This is a genomic window from Candidatus Cloacimonadota bacterium, from assembly GCA_034661015.1.
In the GTDB taxonomy this organism is placed as follows: domain Bacteria; phylum Cloacimonadota; class Cloacimonadia; order JGIOTU-2; family JGIOTU-2; genus JAYEKN01.
Window position 1 is genome coordinate 10,167 of sequence record JAYEKN010000193.1, and the last position, 18,580, is coordinate 28,746.

Genomic DNA, 18,580 nt, shown 5'->3' on the forward strand with positions numbered 1-18,580 from the left:
CTACCGCTGGATCAAATGAATAATTTGCTAAAATCCGTAAAAAACATTTTGCAAGTTATTTGATTTTTTTTATATTGTTTTATTTGACAACAAACAAAACGAACAAAGAAAGCAGTTAAATTATTCTCTCTACTTAGAGTCCATCCGTAAAGTAGCCTTTTCGAGAAGTCACGGACCATTCCGTGCCGAATTGTCTGAAGAGTCGGCACGGACCATTCCGTGCCGAATTGAAAAAATTATCTATTAAGTTAATTAGCGTTATATTTGTGAGTTGGAAAAACTTAAGTCAATCCACCAGCTGGCGGATTAACTCAAGATTTCACTTTACGGATGGACACTACTTAATCAAATTTGTTCGTTTTTTGTGAAAATATTTAATTCTGATTTTATTTAAATAAGGATAAAAATGAAATATAAATTAATGATTTTTGATAATGACGGTGTTTTTACTGATGGCGGTTTGTATTATATGGATGGAATCGAAAAATTCCGAAAATTCAATGCAAAGGACGGTATGGGAATTCGTATTTTGCAACAAACATCTCTGATACCTGCAATAATTACCGGAAAAAGCTCACAAGAACTGGAAAAACGGGCTGAAGTTTTGGGAATTGATCTGCTGTTTCAGGGAATTAAAAACAAGCTGATTGTTGTGAAAAAATTATGTAAACAATTTAACGCTACTCTCGATGAAATAGTTTATGTCGGTGATGATTTGAATGATTTACCGGTTCTGGAAAAAGTCGGACTGCCCATTTGTGTGCATTCTGCCTGCGAAGAATTACAAAAAGTTTGTGTTTATCGTACAAAAAAAGACGGCGGAGCAGGTGCAGTTCGCGAAGCGATTGAGTTTGTGCTCAAAAAAGAAAATGTATATAAACAAGCAGTAGATAAATTTATCAAGTCCCTACAATGAAAATATCTTATACTGTTATTTTTGCTTTTCTGATATTTTCAAATGCTTGCCAACAAAACGAGGTGGGTACGCAAAATGAGAATTTTATCGAAAGCACGGAAATCGCCGATTCTATCATTGTTTACCAATCATCTAAAGGAAAAAACGAGTGGATTTTAGCGGCGAATAAGATGAAAAAATTTACCGAAAACAACGACCTTTTTTTCTATCATTTAAAATTAGAAATTTTAGGTAACAACGGTGAAATAAATTCAACGATTTTTGCAGATAGTGCAAAGATAAATAATAATGAAGATTTGATTCGTGCTAATGGCAATGTGAAAATATATACAATCGAAGGGAACTTGTTCGGAAATTCGCTCATTTGGGATAAAAAAACCGGTAAGATATTTTCTCAGGATAGCGTGAGAGTTGTCAAAGATGGCAATACAATTTGGGGAGATAGATTCGAAAGTGATGATAAATTCAAACACGTAGTGGTTCATCAAGCTACTGCAGAAGGTGAAATAAGTGATTCTACAAAAGTTTGGTAAATTCATGTTTGCCATTTCATTAGTATTTTTTCTTGCGAACAACCTTTTCTCGAAGGAGCATTACTATACACTAAAAAATGCTGATATCGTCAAATATGACGTTACGAAAAAAGATACAATCACTACTTTAATTGGTAATGTAGATATCATTTATGATGGAATCAATTTTTTTGCCGACAATGCTCAATTATTCACCCACCAAAAAATGCTCAAAATGAGCAGTAATGCTCGGGCTGTGGATGACACACTTCGAGCAAAAGCCGAAAAAGTTGTTTACCATCACAAAAATAAATTTTTACATCTCGAAAAAAATGCTGTTTTCATTGTGCAAAATTCACAGAATGAAAAATTGAAAAAAATTTCTGCCGACATGGTTGATTACTTTAAAGACGATGGAAGATTGGCAGCAAAAGGCAACGTATCCGCCTACGATTTTAAGGAAAATGCAAATTTGATTTGTGGAGATTTTGCTTACGATTTTATGGAAAAATATGGAACGGCAAAGGTTGATCCTATTTTAACTTTTGAAAGGAAAAACAACATCACAATTCGAAGCAGGCAAATGGAAATATTTACTAATAAAAATAAATTTACCGCAACCTATGATGTAAGCATAAATATGAAAAATTCTTTGGCAGAAGGCAACTTTCTAATATATTTTAAGGATGATGAAGAGGCAGTTTTAATTGGTCATCCCAACTTTTCCAGCGAAACAATAAACGCCACCGCTGATGAATTCCACATTTTTTTTTCAGATGAATCTCTCAAAAATTTACATCTGATTTCAAATGCAAAATTGAATTTTAAAGAAAAAACCGGTGAAAAAATTATTGTTGATGGTAAAATCCAAAATAAAGAAAAGAAAGAAAATTATCTCTCGGCTCAAAAAGTATTTGTTGAACTAAAAAATGAAAAAATGTCATATTTGCATGCTTTGAATGTTTCCAAAAGCCTTATACGTCAACATAAAAAAACCGAAAGCGATTATTTTGTAAATAAATTATCAACTAAAGATTTAGAAGTATTTTTCGATCATAACGAAAAAATTCAGCAAGTTATTGCCGTGGGCGATATTTCCGGAGTTTATAAATTTTTGAAGAAATAAAAATTATGAATAAAGAAAAAAGTGTACTAAAAACAAAAAACTTGATTAAATTTTATGGAAAAAAACAAGTTGTTAACAAAATTTCTATTGAATTGGAGCAAGGTGAAATTGTTGGTTTACTCGGTCCAAATGGGGCTGGTAAAACCACAACTTTTCACATGATAATCGGTTTGATCAAGGCGAATTCCGGGCATGTGTTCCTTGATGAAACAGACATTACGAAAATGCCAATGTTCAAACGAGCTAGACAGGGACTTAGCTACCTTTCACAAGAGCCTTCGGTCTTTAGCAAATTATCTGTTGAGGATAATGTGAAAGCAATTTTAGAAACTCAAAACTATACAAAAAATCAACGAAAGCGAAAACTTGAAGAATCTCTCGCTGATCTGAATCTTACAAAATTGGCAAAGCAAAAAGCCTATTCGTTGTCCGGTGGTGAAAGACGGAAACTCGAAATCACTCGTTCTCTAATTACAAATCCCAAATTTCTCTTTCTCGATGAACCTTTTTCCGGAGTTGACCCGCTTGCCGTGTCAGATATTCAGGATATAATTATAAAATTGCAAAAAAGAAATATCGGGGTGCTGATCACAGATCATAATGTCTTAGATACTTTACAGATCACAGATAGAGCATATATTATTTACGAAGGAAAACTCCTTCTTTCCGGAACTTCCAAGGAGCTCGTCAATGATCAAAAAGCAAAAGATGTTTATCTTGGCAAAAGATTTTTGGAATATGATTTTCAATAAATTAATCGGGCAATTTTCGAATTGAGTGCCAATAAATTATAAATTTTTAGGAGTAACCATAGATAAAAGAAAGCCGGTTTGGCTTAAAGCAAATATTCTCGGGGCGGCAAGAACATCCAAAATCACGAATATTATTCATTCTCAAAATTTAAATACCGTGTGTGAAAGTGCCCGCTGCCCCAATCGGGGAGAATGCTTTGAAAAAGGAACAGCTGTCTTCATGATTTTGGGAAATGAATGCACTCGAAATTGCAGATTCTGTGCAATAAAATATACAACCGAACCCAAAATTCCTGATCCGAACGAACCGGAGAAAATAGCAAAATTAGCAAAGCAGTTTGGTTTGGAACATGTGATAATTACTTCGGTTACACGCGATGATCTTCCTGATGGAGGTGCGGATCATTTTGCAAAAACTCTTCGGAAAATTCGTAAAATTTGCAATGAAAACACAACAACAGAAGTACTAACCCCCGATTTTAAAAATAATCATAATTCCATAGATCTCGTACTAAATGAAAATCCAACGGTATTCAATCATAATCTCGAAACAATTCCACGTTTATATGAGAAAGTTCGGCCACAAGCAAATTATAAACAATCACTTGAAGTTTTGAAATACGCTAGAAATCGGGATACAAATATTATCACCAAAACAGGCATCATGGTCGGTTTGGGAGAAACGCAAAGAGAGGTGCTCGACCTTCTGCATGATGCAAGAGATGCCGGCGTAAAAATGCTTACAATCGGACAATATTTACAGGCAGATCGAAAAAATTTACCTGTTATAGATTACATTCATCCAAAAATATTTGATTATTATAAAAAAATGGCATTGAAAATGGGATTTCAATACGTAGAATCTGCACCGTTAGTCAGAAGCTCTTATTATACAAATAAATTTAACAAAATAGTGGACAAAATAAATTAAGTATTTGAAAATTCATTTAATATGAATTAAGCAATTAATTAATCAGCAGAAAGGAAAAAATAATGAAAACTACAATCACAGCAAGGCATTTCGAGTTAACCGATGCACTCAGGAAACATGTGGAGGACGGGATAAATTCGCTCAAGAGATATTCCGATAATATCATTTTTGCAGAAGTTGTCCTTTGGAATGAAAAAAACCTACATTTTGCGGAAGTGAATTTAAAAGTTCGCCGCTTGAATGTTTTTAGCAAATCTAAGAAAGACGATATGTATAAAGCAATTGACGATGCGGTGGAAAAAGCCGAGATACAGATTAAAAAGCATTTTAATAAAATTAACGGACGCCACACAAAACCAAAAACAAATGTTGAAAATTTGGCATATACCCAACCACAACATGAAGAAAAAGTAGATCGTAAAGAAGTCATATTGTCGAGCATGGCAGTAGATTATGCAATCTCAGAATTAGCACTAAGCGATGAAAAATTTATATTATTCCGAAATAAAGCTAATAATAAAATCAATCTTTTGCAAAAAAATGAAAACGAATTGGAATTATTAGAAATTCAATGATTGAGGATTAATGAAAAAACTAACCGTAAAACATTTATTTGAATTAAAAGAAAAACCGCTGAGCCTATCTTTGATTTCAAGGAAAAATGGAATGGAGAATATTATTGAGACTCCTTTCATCTCAAAGATGGGACTCTCGCTATCGGGTTTTATTGAGACTTTTCATTATGAAAGAATTCAAATATTGGGTGAGGTTGAAATCAAATATTTGCTATCAATCAAATCTTCGGAAATGTATGATCAGGTTGAGAAAATCTTTTCAGAATTCAAGATTCCATGCATAATTGTTAGTAAAAATTTCACCCCACCCGATGAATTGGTTTTTCTTGCAGACGAAAATAATATCCCGATAATTGTTTCCAAACTGAAAACAAGCGAATTATTCCATAAACTTAATTCCTTCCTAAACAATTGGTTTGCTTCCCAAAAAACTCTTAATGGAACGTTAGTAGATGTCTTTGGAGTAGGAATTCTTATCACGGGTAAAAGTGGCATCGGGAAAAGTGAATGTGCCCTCGAGCTGGTGTCACGCGGTCATCGTTTCATTTGTGATGATATGGTTTTCGCAAGAAAAAAAAGCGATATCATTATGGGCGAAGTGAATAAAAACATGGGACATTTTATGGAAATTCGAGGGATAGGTTTGGTTGATATTGAAACAATGTATGGAGTCCGCTCTGTTAGGATTCAGAAAAGAATTGAAACTCAGGTAGAACTCGTCCCTTGGCGCCCGAACATGGATTATGAACGGATCGGACTAAAAGAAAGGTATAGCAGAATATTAGATGTGGAAATTCCCATTACATATCTCCCTGTTTCACCCGGAAAAAGTATAGCAGTGATTATCGAAGTGATTGCAATGAATCACATGTTAAAAGTATATGGCTATAATGCGGCTGAAATTTTTAATCAACGACTACAAACGGAAATCCAGCGAAATAAAAAAACCGAAGATTATTTGGAATCCGATCAAGAATAATTTATGCTAAAGGAAACAATTACCTTGCAAAATAAATTAGGCATTCACGTCCGTCCAGCCTCCCTGATCGTAAAAATTGCAGCGAAATTCAAATCCAACTTTTATATCAAGAAGGATGACGTGAAAATAAATGGGAAAAGTATAATGGGTGTTATGATGTTGGCAGCAGGCAAGGATTCCTCACTCGAACTTATTTTTGACGGTGTTGATGAAGAAGCTTTAAAAAAAGAAATAATTTCACTCTTTAATAATAAATTCGGGGAAGAATAATTCCAATAAAAATGAACTATAAAATCACCCAAACAGAATTTATTATTCATAATTACACGAAAAATGTAAAAAATTGTAAAATATTTTTTACGTATTGTCGCAGCTAAACTAATAAAATGAAAATCCTAAGAGGAATCCCAATTTCTTCGGGCTTGGCGATGGGCTGTGCAAGCATTATTCACAAAAAAATATTTTCGAAAACTCATCGCCCTATTGAGTCAGACGACGTTGCAAATCACATTTCTTTGTTTGAAAATTCCATCAGTAAATCCTTGCAAGAACTCAATATTTTGCTTGATCTCATTGAAGAAGAAGAACAGAAAGATATTATCAAATCTCATCAAGAAATATTGAAAGATGAAATTTTTGCGGAACAGATAAAAAAAATTATTGAGGATGAATTGTGTAGTGCTGATTTTGCGATACACAAATATTTTGATAATTTTATCAAGTATATTGCTAATGTAAAAGATGAATATATCTCACAACGAAAAGAAGATTTCTATGACATTAAAAACAAACTTCTCGCTAATTTGAATAATACAGATCAAACAAACTTGGATTCACTTCCTCATAATGCAATTGTTATTACTGAGAAAATCACTCCCTCAATTATCCTTGAAATCATGCGAAAAGATGTCCTCGGTTTAATATCACAGGATGGTACTCCCAATTCTCACTCAGCAATAATTGCAAAATCTATCAGCATCCCAATTGTATTCGATTTGAAAAATGCGATTACCTCTATAAATGAGGATGATACTGTGATTTTGGATGGATCAACCGGAGAAATAATTATTCAACCGACCGAAAAACAAATTGATAACTACAAAGTTGAAATTGAGCGAAAAATTAAGTCGGATAAAGAAAAGATCAAATTATCGGCTTTACCGGCAATCACTTCAGATGGTGTAAAAATAGATATCATGGGAAATATTAGTATGGCTGAAGAAACAAATTTACCTGAGATTAAATTCTCGGATGGAGTTGGGCTATTTCGAACAGAATTTCTCTATTATCAACATAATGATTTTCCCTCATCTCAATCTCATTTTGAAATATATCGTCAAACACTTGCTAATATTACACCCAACAAACCGGTTTATGTACGTGTTTTTGATATTGGCGGGGACAAATTAAACCAAAAATTTGGTCTTGAAAATGAACAAAACCCATTTTTGGGATGCAGAGGGATTCGCTTCCTGTTAAGGTATCCGCAGATTTTCAAAAATCAAATTCGGGGAATTCTGCGCGCCAGTCATTATGGTAATATCAAAATCATGCTTCCCATGGTCAGTAAGGTTGATGAAGTGCTTCGCTCCAAAAAAATCATTGAAGATGTAAAAGAAGAATTGAGAACAGAATCACAGCCATTTAACGATAACATCAAAATAGGCATTATGGTTGAAGTTCCTTCCACAGCCATCCTTGCAGACCAATTTGCCCAAATTTGCGATTTTTTTAGTCTCGGAACAAATGATCTGACCCAGTATGTGCTTGCAGCCGACCGAAACAATGATTTCCTGTTCTCGGACTTTACCTATTACAATCCTGCTGTTTTGAATCTCATTGAAAAGACTATAAAAGCTGGAAATAAAGCACAAATACCAGTAAGTATTTGTGGCGAAATGGCCAGTGACCCTGTTGCCGTCCCATTACTTTTGGCTATGGGCATTAAAAATTTTAGTATCAATCCGGATAAAATATTGGAAATTAAACAAAATATCAAAAATTATTCTATAAAAAATTTGCAGGAAATTTATAAGAAGATACTTGCTCAATCCGATATTGATATCCAAAAATATTATACTCAATTTATTCAAAAAAAATAATTTAATCAGTGAAAGGATAACAATGTCAACAATAAGTTTGGATTATGCCGGAAATTTCAACAGATTTGATACGGAAGGGATGTATGACCAAATCGTATCATTATCTGATCAAATCAATACTGTCTATTTTGAAATGGGGAAAAGTGAATACGCAAAGTATTATAAAAACATTGATAAAATATTTATTTGCGGGATGGGCGGCTCTGCAATTGCCGGTGATATTGTGAAAAGCCTGTATGAAAGCAAAATTCCAATTTTCGTTATAAAGGATTATAATATTCTAGATTTTATTGATGAAAATTCATTAGGAATCGTATGTAGCTATTCTGGGAATACTGCAGAAACTGTTTCCTGTTTTGATGCTCTCAGGGAAAAGGGAGCTCAAATTGCCATGATAACTTCAGGGGGAATTTTGAAACATTTCTCATCCGAAGAAGGCTATCTGGTAAAATTAATTCCCAGCGGATTTCAACCTCGAGCTGCTATTGGCTATATGTTTTTTTCATTATTGGGAATTTTGGAAGAACTTGGCTTTGCAAAGAGGGATGAGGTGAGCGTCAAAATGATGCTTTTGAATATCAAACAGAGACTACAACTGATTAATAAAGACATTCCAACCAAAAATAATATGGCAAAGAAGCTCGCTGAAATGATTTTTAAAAAAGTTCCGATTATCTATAGTAGTAATCCAAAACTGTATCCTCTCGCATATAGATTCAAATGCCAAATAAATGAAAATGCAAAAAATCATGCTTTTTCAAACACTTTCTCTGAAATGAATCACAATGAAATAGAAGGATGGGAAGACAAATCCTCAGAAAACTTAATCCCCGTTTTTATCACGGATTATGATGAAAACCAAAAATATATGGATCGCCTGGATACAATTAAAAAGAAATTTAAGGAAGAAAAAATTGAATTTCTGGAAATCCGAATAGAAGGAAAAACAATATTAGGCAAGATGTTTTCGACAATTATGTATTGTGATATGATTTCATATTATCTTGCGATTTTGAATAAAATCAATCCTTCTTCCATCGAATTTATTGATTATCTAAAACAAAATGTTTGAGACATTATAAAATTAGGATTAATGAAAAACAAATTTAATATTGCAGTATTAACTTCCGGAAAAAGCCGAGGTTCAAATTTTGAAGCGATAGCTGAATATATTCGCAGAAACAGGCTTCCTATTGATATTAAGTTTCTGGTAATAACCAGACAGGATTCACCAATCAGGACGAACGCTCGCAAGCATTCCGTCCGAGAACTTTTTTTACCTGATAAAAATGCTTTTGAGGAAAAACTTATTCCCGAACTTATAAAAGATAATGTACATTTGATAGTTCTAGCTGGGTTTATGAGGAAAATCTCTGCTGATTTTATTAGAAAATTTTCCGGTAAAATCATCAATATCCATCCCGCTTTGCTTCCAAAGTACGGTGGACGTGGAATGTATGGCATGCGAGTGCACCAATCCGTTTTTGATAATGACGAACAATACTCCGGTGCTACTGTCCATTATGTAGATGAATTATACGACGAAGGCGAAATTGTAGATCAAATCATAATTAATATCAGTGATTGCAATTCTCCCGAAGAGATTGCTAAAAAAGTGCTGGTTGTTGAGCACGAATTATACCCCAAAGTTATTCAAAACTTCGCAACTCAGTATTTGGATTCTTTTTAGTTTTTTTCTATTATAATATTAATTAGTGTGAATCTGTAAACTCGCATTTTTGCAATGATTTTTCGAATGTGATTCGACGCAGATAAACACTGATTATGCTGATGAACGCTGATACTACTTTTTTTGTAATTAAATTTTTTATCTGCGTAAATCATTTTTTTTCAGCGCTCATCTGCGTCCAATCTATACTTTACGGACGGACACTAATTATCCTGCTGCCATCAAACGAGATCTAAAAGGTTGATTATATTGAATTCTTTTTCATCATTTTCCGTGTCTTTTATGTTTAACAGTATTTTCCTATGAAAAAAATCAGTGTCATAACTCACGGTTGTAAAACCAATCAGTATGAAACCGAAGCCATTCTTGGTGATTTTATTGAGTCCGGATATTCTCTTGTTAACTTTTCAAACAAATCAGATGTTATCATTGTAAATTGCTGCTGCGTAACAAATAAGGCAGAAGCAAAAAGCAGACATTCAATCCGAAAAGCACTCAGACAAAAAAGTAGTGATACTAAACTAATCGTAACAGGATGCATTGGAGAACGAAATAAACAATTTTTAGATGAGAATAAAAAGTATTTAACTTTTTTTTCAAACAGAGAAAAACCGAATATCTGTTCGTTTATTTCCAGCGGAATACGAAAGGATGAAATCAGGAGGGATGTATTTCCGGAAATGTCTCTTCAAGACTCATATCAACGGACCCGCGTTCCGATAAAAATTCAGGATGGGTGCGATTTTTTTTGTTCCTATTGTATTTTACCAATTGTGCGAGGAAAACCAGTTAGTAGAGACCCGGAAAATATTCTTTCTGAAGTACAAAATTTAATAGAGAGAGGTGTGAAGGAGATTATTTTAACCGGCATCAATCTTGGTCTTTACGGGAGAGAATTCAATAACTTTAATCTAAAAAATTTACTTGAACTTCTCTCTGATAAAACCGAAATAAAACTGATAAGATTGAGTTCTATGGAGCCCATGTTTTTCACCAATGTATTTATTGAATATATTGCAAAAAATGATAAAATTTGTCCGCATTTTCATATTTCATTACAAAACGGTTCGGATAGAATTCTTAAAGCAATGAATCGGAATTATTTAACAAGCGAATTTACTTCCACAATTAAATACTTAGAAAATGCTGTCCCAAATTGTGCGATTGGATGCGATGTTATCGTTGGCTTTCCGGGTGAAACTGAAGAAGATTTCCAGCAAACTTATTCTTTTATTGAATCCTTGAACATTTCATATCTTCATGTTTTTCGCTTTTCAAAACGCCCCGGAACAAAAGCAGCCCAAATGGGAAATTTGGTTTCTGAAAAAATTAAAAAAGAGCGGATGGAAAATCTAATTAAACTCGGTGCGAAGAAAAAAATGGATTATACAAAAAATTTGCTGCAAATGAAAATCCCTGTTCGGGCAATTTTGGAGAAAAAGCAAAAGGGCTTTTGGAAGGCTGTTTCCGATCATTACGTGCCAATTTTTCTCAAAGATAAAAATTACAAAAGCGGAGATTTGGTGCATGTTATCCCGCAAAAACTAAGAAATAATTCAGATGGAATTTTGGTAATGAGAAATAATATTCATTCTAAAAATAATAAAAAAACACTATAATAAAATCATAAATGGAATTTTATTAGGCATATATTGAAGTAAATATTTTATTTGAAATGAAAAATAATATTCTGATAACCGGCTTTCCTAATATTGGAAAAACGACTTTAATGCAAAAAGTTCGAGAGAAATTGACCTGCAAAATTGGTGGTTTTATTACCTATGAAAAATTTGTAAAGGGGACACGAACGGGATTTTATATCGAAGATTTTTCAGGGAACAGGATGACTATGGCTGATATAAATTTGGACTCCCCCTATCAATTTGCTCAATACGGTGTAAGCATTGACGCATTTGAAAAAATCGGCATTCCCGCCCTTTATGAAGCACAAAAAAACGCAGATATTATTCTAATAGATGAAATTGGAACAATGGAATCTTTCAGTGATGAATTTTGCACTTTGCTGATAGAAGTATTTAACACCCCGAAACCCCTTCTCGCTACCATAAAAAAAAAAGATTCTGTCTTAACCTCCACATTAAAAAATCGAGAAGATGTTTTATTATTTAATCTAACAACTGAAAATCGCAATTTATTGGTTGGAAAAATTTTAGAAAAAGTTGAAAAAAATTTAAGAGATTTTAAGTTAATCAGCAATAATCATAATCTCAATATCTGATTACTTTTGAGCTGTTGTCGAAATAAGTCAAAATTTATATTTACAGCAACCTTCCAAATAATACTTTGGAAAATATATAGACGAACAATGAGATCAACAAACTGGCAATCGCGGCGGAAAAACACCCGTTTACTTCAATGTCTCTGAAAAACGATGCTGAAATCATAATCATCAATCCATTGATAAAAAACAAAAATATTCCGAATGTAATAATGGTGATCGGTATTGTGAGCACAATAAACAGTGGCTTAATAATAACATTGATTAACCCCAACACAATAGAAAAAAGAAAAGCAGTCTGAAAATTTTTAACATAGATCAGGTTTGTTATTCGGCTTACCAATAATATGGCAAGAGTGTAAACCAACAATTTTAGCAAATATTGAATTAACATAAAATTGAATCCTTAGATAATTATTACATAAAACTTATTTGTGTCTATCCGTAAAGTCATGCTTGAGTAAATATTTTCCACAAAATGATTCAACGAAGAAAGACCCCAAGTGGAATATAAATGCAAAAACATTCCACCCCGATGAAATCCCAATGAAATAAAAAAAATAAAGGCATTTCACGGGATAAATAAAATAAAAAAGATTTCATTGAGCAAGCAGGGCAAGCACTGATGCAGCAGATAAACACCTGTTGAATATTAAAATACAAAGCATTCAACGGGGATACTACCAATTTTTCAATATATTTTCATCTTGCGAAAATCAATTTAAATCTGCGTTCATCTGCGTCGAATCTTTTATTTACGGATGAGCACGAATTAGCGATTATTAAATGCTTTTGCATCTTCCGTATGAATTCTGTTCAAAATTTCTTCGATTTCGGCAGCTTCTTCGTCATGGGATTTTTCAGAAATTATATGGGGAACAACTTCTGTAGCAACATCATTATCAGGGATACCTGTAGCAATAAGAGAAACATATAACTTGTCTTTTAACTTTTTGTCAAGAATCAAACCACTTATATAATTTACTTCTTTATTTGTCTTTTGTTGGATGATTTGCCCGATTTCTTCCCATTCGGATATTCTCAGATCGTAACCCACAGTTACATTTACCAAAACAGCTTTTGAATGTTCCAGAGAAATTGAATACATAAGCGGATTTGCAATTGCGTTATTTACCGCATCTTGTGCTCTATTCTCTCCTTCACCCACTCCCAGACCAACATGTGCGTAACCCATTTGGCTCAAGATTGTTTTTAGATCTTCCCCATCCACATTTATATATCCGCTTTTACTAATTATATCAGTCAAAGTTTTTGCGGTATTGTGTTGAATCAAATCTACTTTTTCAAAAGCATCAAATGCGAGAAGATCATTGTTATATTCCAATATTCTGTCATTGGGTATAATTATTAGTGCATTTGTATATTTTTTTAATTCTTCCAAGCCTTTATCTGCATTGTCTTTTCTAATATTCCCTTCAAAAGAAAAAGGATAGGTAACTATTGCGAGAGAAAGTACACCTTTTTCTTGAGCCTTTTTTGCAAAATATGAAATTGCACCCGTTCCGGTACCGCCGCCCATCCCTGCAGTAAGTAGAACCACATTCACCCCTTCAAGTTCTTGCAAGATTTCATCTCCTTGTTCTTCTGCTGCTTCTCTTCCCCGCTCTGGGACTCCTCCCACGCCGCATCCTTTTACTAATTGTCTGCCAATTTGTAATTTATTCTCAGCCACACAATTATTCAAATCCTGAAGATCCGTGTTTACAGCAAGGAATTTTACTGCCGTTAGTTCTTGTCTTATCATTGTATTAATTGCATTATTACCCGCACCACCAATACCGATAATCTTTATTTTCGATATTTCTTTAACAGATTCTGCAAAAGTTATTGCCATTATTTACCTCACTTAAGTAAAACTTTTATTATCAAACCATTCTTTGATTATTTTTCTTAACTTCACAATATACGATTTTTTTCCTTTTAGGGGATTTTTATCAAAATTTTTTATACCCCATTTTAGCAAACCTACAGCAGTTGCGTATTTTGGATTTGATAGGGTTTCCGTATTCCCATAAATGCCTTCAAATGAAGGATAGCCGGTTTTCGTAGGAATATTATCAAACATTTCTGAAAATAGCTGATTTGTACTCCTCAAATTAGCTGCCCCACCGCTAACAGATATTCCGGCAGTTGTTAAACTGAGATATTTGCTTCGTTGCACTTCTTTGTGAACAAGATTGACAATTTCTGAAATACGCGGGTTAATAATTTCCGCAATTAATTTCTGGCTTCGTATTGTGGATGAATGCCCACCGATTCCAGGTATTTCAATTTTCAAATTACGATCAGCGTTGGCGGGAATAGCGTACCCGAATTCCTTTTTAATTCTTTCTGCATCTGCACTTGGCGTTCTTAATCCACGTGCAATGTCCATCGTAATCTTTTCTCCACCAATTGGGATTATGCTCGTGAACCTGATACTATCTTTGTAATAAATAGAAATATCTGTTGTTCCTCCACCAATATCCACCAAAATTGCTCCCAGCTCGCGTTCGTCCTTATTAAAAACCGCCTCAGCCGAAGCAATGGGTTGAAGAACAACATTCTTAACGCTCAATCCAATCCTTTGCATACACTTATAAATACTATTCAAATTACTAAGATCAGCTGTAACAATATGCACTTGTGCTTCGAGACGATTGCCTGTCATTCCGAGAGGATCTACTACTTCCTCCACTTTATCCACCTTGTAGAATTGGGGCTCAACATGAATAATTTTGTTTTCTGGGGTGATAGAAGTATTTTTGATCGCATCTTCTTTCACTTTATTGATCTCAAATTCAGTAACTTCATATTCATCAATCTCTTCGGTGAATTTACTCTTGCTAACTATATTTGCCATACCATCGGAAACAAAGCTCTGGATTAGTTCACCCGCAACTCCAACATAAATATTTTCTGCAAATATCTTATTGCATTTTTCCTCGGCAGCCGCAACAGCTTTATTAATGGAATACGAAGCAGCCCCGATATTCTTAATCATACCATTTACCAAGCCCTCAGAAGTGGATTCACCCACGCCAACGATTTTGAGTTTATTATTTTCATCAAGCACAGCGATTAGACAACATATCTTCGTTGTGCCAATATCAAGAGCCGTTATAACCGTTTGTTTTGCCATACTTTACCTTTTTTATTTAAATGCAAAAAACATCATGGATATTTTACTCCAAAGCATCCAAAATTTTTTTTGTTTTATATGTGTTTTTGCTTTTCCCAACGCGATGAAACTTTTTTTTTAATTCCGTTGGAGCGGCTAATAATTTGCTTGGCATATTTAATTATTCCTTAATATCACCAAATCATTTTTCAGATCGGAAAAGCGTAAGTCTATTTCAGAATAATCCGAGGAAGCAAAATGATCAAAAGCAAAGACCAATTTGCCGGTTTTTGCTACAAAATCATCTTCTCCGATAATAAATCGTTGTCCCTTATTTCTTCCTGTCAAAATGACATCTTTATTTTCTATTCGGAAAGAAATAATTCTATTCATCAGTTCTGATCCTATTAAATTAATAGCATTATAAGCAGCCATCAATTTCGTGAAAGACATATCTTCGATTTCTTCACCTAATGTCAAATTATTTATATTTAAATCTTCAAATATTGGCAACAAATGTTCCCGACAATTCCGGACTTCCTCCAAAAGCACTCCTTCATGATCAATAATATAAATTTTGGCAAAATCATTTTTCACATAGGCAATAGGCTGACGCTCTATTACCTTTATTTTTATTTTATGGGGTGGAAACCTAAATATCTGAATTGACTTTATACCGGGAAAATATTTTGCTATTCTTTGGATTTCTATATCTTGTACATTATAAATATTCCGATCTAACAATTTGGTAAATTTGAATTCCAGACTATTTTCATTTACATAATTTATGCCGGTAAAATTGATTTCTTCAATTGCGAGAAAATTGCATTTAAGAATTCCATATTTCAACAAATACGCAGACCCGGAGGTTAATCCGAGAAATAAAACCAGCAGAAAAACAAAACGTAAAAACAAATGACTTGTTCTGTTTCGTGAAAAATCACCGTGTATATTTCTATTCATCATTAAAACTTCCCCAAAGTTTAACTTCTGACATCAGGTTTATCCCAAACTTTTCTGCTACTTTTTTCTGAGCATATTTCATCAAGTGATAAATGTCTATAGATTTTGCATTTCCCGAATTAATAATAAAATTGGCATGTTTTTCAGATATTTGTGCTTGCCCTATCGAATAGCCTTTCAAATCGCACTTATCAATTAATTCTCCTGCAAAATAATTCTCACCATTCTTAAAAGTCGAACCAAACGTCGGTAGATGAATTATTGCCTTTGAATTCCTCATTTTCATAAACTCATCACACGATTGTTTAACCAATTTTGATGAAGAAATTTCCAACTGAAACTCGGCAGAAATAATTACATAATCTTTATTTTTTAATTTCAAATCTCGATAGTCCGACTCATATTGTTCCGCATAAAATTTTTGCATCTCACCATTTGAATCAATAAATAAAATAGCATTTACCTTTTCAGTAATTGATCTGTCAAAAGCACCCGCATTCATCCGGAGCATCCCACCAACAGTTCCTGGAATTCCATTAAGAAATTCTAATCCACTAATGCCGTTTTGAATTAGATTTTTAACAAATTCTTTATTTTTCAAATTTGCAGAAACGGACACAAAGTCTTTTTTACATTCAAAGATTCTCGGTAAATTTTTCAAGGAAATTACTACTCCATCAACTCCTTTATCGGAGATTAAAAGATTGGAGCCATTACCCAAAACATGGTACTTGATTTTGTTTTCACAAATATATTTAAAAACAGTTTTTAGAGACATTATACTGTGTGGTGCAAAAAATAATTCTGCATTACCACCGGTTTTTACCGTAGTTAATTGTTTGAGAGAATAGTTTTTCCGAAATTGATTCGACACAGGAAGATTCGACGCTGATAAATACTGAAAAAGCTGTTGAACACTAATAGTTTTATTACTTTTATCCGTTCCTATCATTCGATAAGTATTCTTCTTGGCGTTCATCTGTTTCCGATCTTCTTTATTCATCTTTTATCCTTATCAGGTTGTTTCTTTTCAAGCAATTTCACAAACTCAACCCCGGATTCATAAACATCTCCCGCTCCCATTGTTATAACAAAATCTCCGCTTTTAACGACTTTCAATAAATATTTGGGAATATCCTTTAAATCTTCAATGTAATTTGCCTTTTTATTTCCCAGTTTCTTTAATTCATCAAAAATTGATTTTCCACTGACGCCTTTGATCGGTTTTTCTCTTGCAGGATAAATATCAGCAATAATTATCAGATCCGCTTGAGAGAGTACTTGAGCAAATTTTTTATAAAACATTTCTGTACGTGTATAAAGATGCGGTTGGAAAATCACGACCAACCTTCTTGCAGAGCTGGAACGTATTGCAGAAATGGTTGCCTTCACTTCAGTTGGATGATGGGCATAATCATCATAAATAAGAATGTCATTAACAAAAGCAATACGCTCAAAACGACGATATACACCTCTGAATTTCATCAATCCGTTTCTAATATCAATGAATGGAACTTGTTGCTCCAAGGCTATTGTAGCAGCCAAAAGTGAGTTGCGAACATTATGTATTCCGGGCTGAGATAATTCAATCGTCCCCATTTTTTCCGATTTGTAAATGAGTTCATATTGGGATGTGAAGTTATCGAAGGTTATATTTTCAGCCCGCACATCTGCTTCCTTATTGATTCCATAAGTGAGAACTCTCTTTTCAAATCTGGGAATTAATTTTCTAATAGTTTCATCATCCGAACAAACTGCGATCAACCCGAAAAATGGAACCGAATTAGCATATTGCACAAAAGCTGATTCGAGTTGCTTTGCATTTTCATAGCAATCAACATGTTCCTCTTCGATATTTGTGATACCGGCTACAATGGGAGTAAGTGTAAGAAAAGATCGGTCGTATTCATCGGCTTCTACAACGATATATTCTGATTTCCCCAACACAGCATTGGAGTCGAAATTCTTAACAACACCACCAATCACAAGAGTTGGTTGCAAACCTGCTTCAGTTAGAATCATTCCAAGCATTGAAGTTGTGGTTGTTTTTCCGTGAGTTCCTGCAATACAAAATCCGTGCTTCATTCTCATTAGTTCATAAAGCATTTCCGCTCTGCGTATTACGGGAATATTTTTCTTTTTCGCAGCAATTATCTCGCAATTCGAATCATCAATTGCTGAAGATTTTACAACCACATCAGCATCTTTCACATTTTCTGCATTGTGCTTATACTGAATTTTTGCACCCATTTTTTCAAGTTTCTCTGTGATGAAAGTCTTCATCAAATCCGAACCGGTAATAAAATAACCTTTATTGATGAGAAGTTCGGCGATTCCGCTCATGCCGTTCCCACCTATTCCAATAAAATGTAACTTATTTGTTTTTCCAAACATAATTATTCCTTTTTAGACACTATTTTAACCACAGAGAGCAATCCGACGGAATCTCGGTTAAATAAAAGATTTCTCGGGATAAATAATTTGTTTCTCACTTTTTTTCCATTCTTTTCAAACACGAGAGAACTCGTGTTCCACATTTTTTAACTCATTAAAGTATAACCAAATCATTACTGAGTGCACTTAAAAAAGGTCATCTTTTATCAAAGGGAATGTCCCTTTGTTGTAAAATTATTTCTACAATTTCTTTTGCAGATTCCGGTTTCGCAAATTTTTT

Annotated in this window: 20 protein-coding genes; 13 read left to right on the top strand and 7 right to left on the bottom strand. The window is 33.7% G+C overall.

What is annotated here, in order from left to right; all coding sequences use genetic code 11:
* The first annotated feature begins 406 nt into the window (after positions 1-406).
* The 11 genes from U9P79_07305 to U9P79_07355 all read left to right on the top strand — a co-directional run bounded on the left by U9P79_07305 (position 407) and on the right by U9P79_07355 (position 9,583).
* Positions 407-916: an HAD hydrolase family protein gene (locus U9P79_07305; GenBank protein MEA2104429.1), complete on the top strand. Its 510-nt coding sequence runs from the start codon at positions 407-409 to the stop codon at positions 914-916.
* On the top strand, positions 913-1,449 hold the full coding sequence (gene lptC, locus U9P79_07310; GenBank protein MEA2104430.1) for an LPS export ABC transporter periplasmic protein LptC: 537 nt from the start codon (positions 913-915) through the stop codon (positions 1,447-1,449). The genes U9P79_07305 and lptC overlap by 4 nt, the downstream gene beginning before the upstream one ends.
* Positions 1,427-2,554 carry an LptA/OstA family protein gene (locus U9P79_07315; protein ID MEA2104431.1) on the top strand — a complete coding sequence of 376 codons (1,128 nt, stop codon included), beginning with the start codon at positions 1,427-1,429 and terminating at the stop codon, positions 2,552-2,554. The genes lptC and U9P79_07315 overlap by 23 nt, the downstream gene beginning before the upstream one ends.
* 5 nt (positions 2,555-2,559) lie before the next feature.
* Positions 2,560-3,306 carry an LPS export ABC transporter ATP-binding protein gene (gene lptB / locus U9P79_07320; GenBank protein MEA2104432.1) on the top strand — a complete coding sequence of 249 codons (747 nt, stop codon included), beginning with the start codon at positions 2,560-2,562 and terminating at the stop codon, positions 3,304-3,306.
* Positions 3,307-3,331: 25 nt separating this feature from the next.
* Entirely contained in the window at positions 3,332-4,237 is a 906-nt protein-coding gene (lipA, locus tag U9P79_07325) for a lipoyl synthase (protein ID MEA2104433.1), read from the top strand.
* A gap of 62 nt (positions 4,238-4,299) precedes the next feature.
* Positions 4,300-4,812 (top strand): ribosome-associated translation inhibitor RaiA, encoded by a 513-nt coding sequence (gene raiA / locus U9P79_07330; GenBank protein ID MEA2104434.1) that lies wholly within the window; start codon positions 4,300-4,302, stop codon positions 4,810-4,812.
* Positions 4,813-4,822: 10 nt separating this feature from the next.
* Complete coding sequence (gene hprK, locus U9P79_07335) at positions 4,823-5,791, top strand: HPr(Ser) kinase/phosphatase (GenBank protein ID MEA2104435.1); 969 nt, start codon at positions 4,823-4,825, stop codon at positions 5,789-5,791.
* A 3-nt stretch (positions 5,792-5,794) separates the two neighbouring features.
* On the top strand, positions 5,795-6,061 hold the full coding sequence (locus U9P79_07340) for an HPr family phosphocarrier protein (GenBank protein MEA2104436.1): 267 nt from the start codon (positions 5,795-5,797) through the stop codon (positions 6,059-6,061).
* A gap of 116 nt (positions 6,062-6,177) precedes the next feature.
* Positions 6,178-7,893: a phosphoenolpyruvate--protein phosphotransferase gene (gene ptsP, locus U9P79_07345; protein MEA2104437.1), complete on the top strand. Its 1,716-nt coding sequence runs from the start codon at positions 6,178-6,180 to the stop codon at positions 7,891-7,893.
* Between the two features lie 22 nt (positions 7,894-7,915).
* Entirely contained in the window at positions 7,916-8,965 is a 1,050-nt protein-coding gene (locus tag U9P79_07350) for a bifunctional phosphoglucose/phosphomannose isomerase (GenBank protein MEA2104438.1), read from the top strand.
* A gap of 21 nt (positions 8,966-8,986) precedes the next feature.
* Positions 8,987-9,583 carry a phosphoribosylglycinamide formyltransferase gene (locus tag U9P79_07355; protein MEA2104439.1) on the top strand — a complete coding sequence of 199 codons (597 nt, stop codon included), beginning with the start codon at positions 8,987-8,989 and terminating at the stop codon, positions 9,581-9,583.
* On the opposite strand, the gene U9P79_07360 is transcribed toward U9P79_07355, so the two are convergent.
* Positions 9,580-9,738, bottom strand: a complete 159-nt coding sequence (locus U9P79_07360; GenBank protein MEA2104440.1) for a hypothetical protein — start codon at positions 9,736-9,738, stop codon at positions 9,580-9,582. The two genes, U9P79_07355 and U9P79_07360, sit on opposite strands and share 4 nt — an antisense overlap.
* Before the next feature lie 147 nt (positions 9,739-9,885).
* On the opposite strand from U9P79_07360, the gene mtaB reads away from it, so the two are divergent.
* Positions 9,886-11,202, top strand: coding sequence for a tRNA (N(6)-L-threonylcarbamoyladenosine(37)-C(2))-methylthiotransferase MtaB (gene mtaB / locus U9P79_07365; protein MEA2104441.1), 1,317 nt, complete (start codon positions 9,886-9,888; stop codon positions 11,200-11,202).
* Between the two features lie 56 nt (positions 11,203-11,258).
* Positions 11,259-11,822 (top strand): NTPase, encoded by a 564-nt coding sequence (locus tag U9P79_07370; GenBank protein MEA2104442.1) that lies wholly within the window; start codon positions 11,259-11,261, stop codon positions 11,820-11,822.
* Between the two features lie 40 nt (positions 11,823-11,862).
* Here U9P79_07370 and U9P79_07375 read toward each other — a convergent pair whose 3' ends face one another.
* From U9P79_07375 to murC, 6 genes are all read right to left on the bottom strand, one after another.
* Complete coding sequence (locus tag U9P79_07375) at positions 11,863-12,216, bottom strand: phage holin family protein (protein ID MEA2104443.1); 354 nt, start codon at positions 12,214-12,216, stop codon at positions 11,863-11,865.
* 378 nt (positions 12,217-12,594) lie between these two features.
* Positions 12,595-13,677, bottom strand: coding sequence for a cell division protein FtsZ (gene ftsZ / locus U9P79_07380; protein ID MEA2104444.1), 1,083 nt, complete (start codon positions 13,675-13,677; stop codon positions 12,595-12,597).
* A gap of 12 nt (positions 13,678-13,689) precedes the next feature.
* Positions 13,690-14,964, bottom strand: coding sequence for a cell division protein FtsA (gene ftsA / locus U9P79_07385; GenBank protein ID MEA2104445.1), 1,275 nt, complete (start codon positions 14,962-14,964; stop codon positions 13,690-13,692).
* Positions 14,965-15,120: 156 nt separating this feature from the next.
* Entirely contained in the window at positions 15,121-15,909 is a 789-nt protein-coding gene (locus U9P79_07390) for an FtsQ-type POTRA domain-containing protein (protein MEA2104446.1), read from the bottom strand.
* Entirely contained in the window at positions 15,899-16,909 is a 1,011-nt protein-coding gene (gene murB, locus U9P79_07395) for a UDP-N-acetylmuramate dehydrogenase (GenBank protein MEA2104447.1), read from the bottom strand. Before murB ends, U9P79_07390 begins: the two co-directional genes overlap by 11 nt.
* Positions 16,906-18,300: a UDP-N-acetylmuramate--L-alanine ligase gene (murC, locus tag U9P79_07400; GenBank protein MEA2104448.1), complete on the bottom strand. Its 1,395-nt coding sequence runs from the start codon at positions 18,298-18,300 to the stop codon at positions 16,906-16,908. The genes murB and murC overlap by 4 nt, the downstream gene beginning before the upstream one ends.
* Positions 18,301-18,580: the final 280 nt, after the last annotated feature.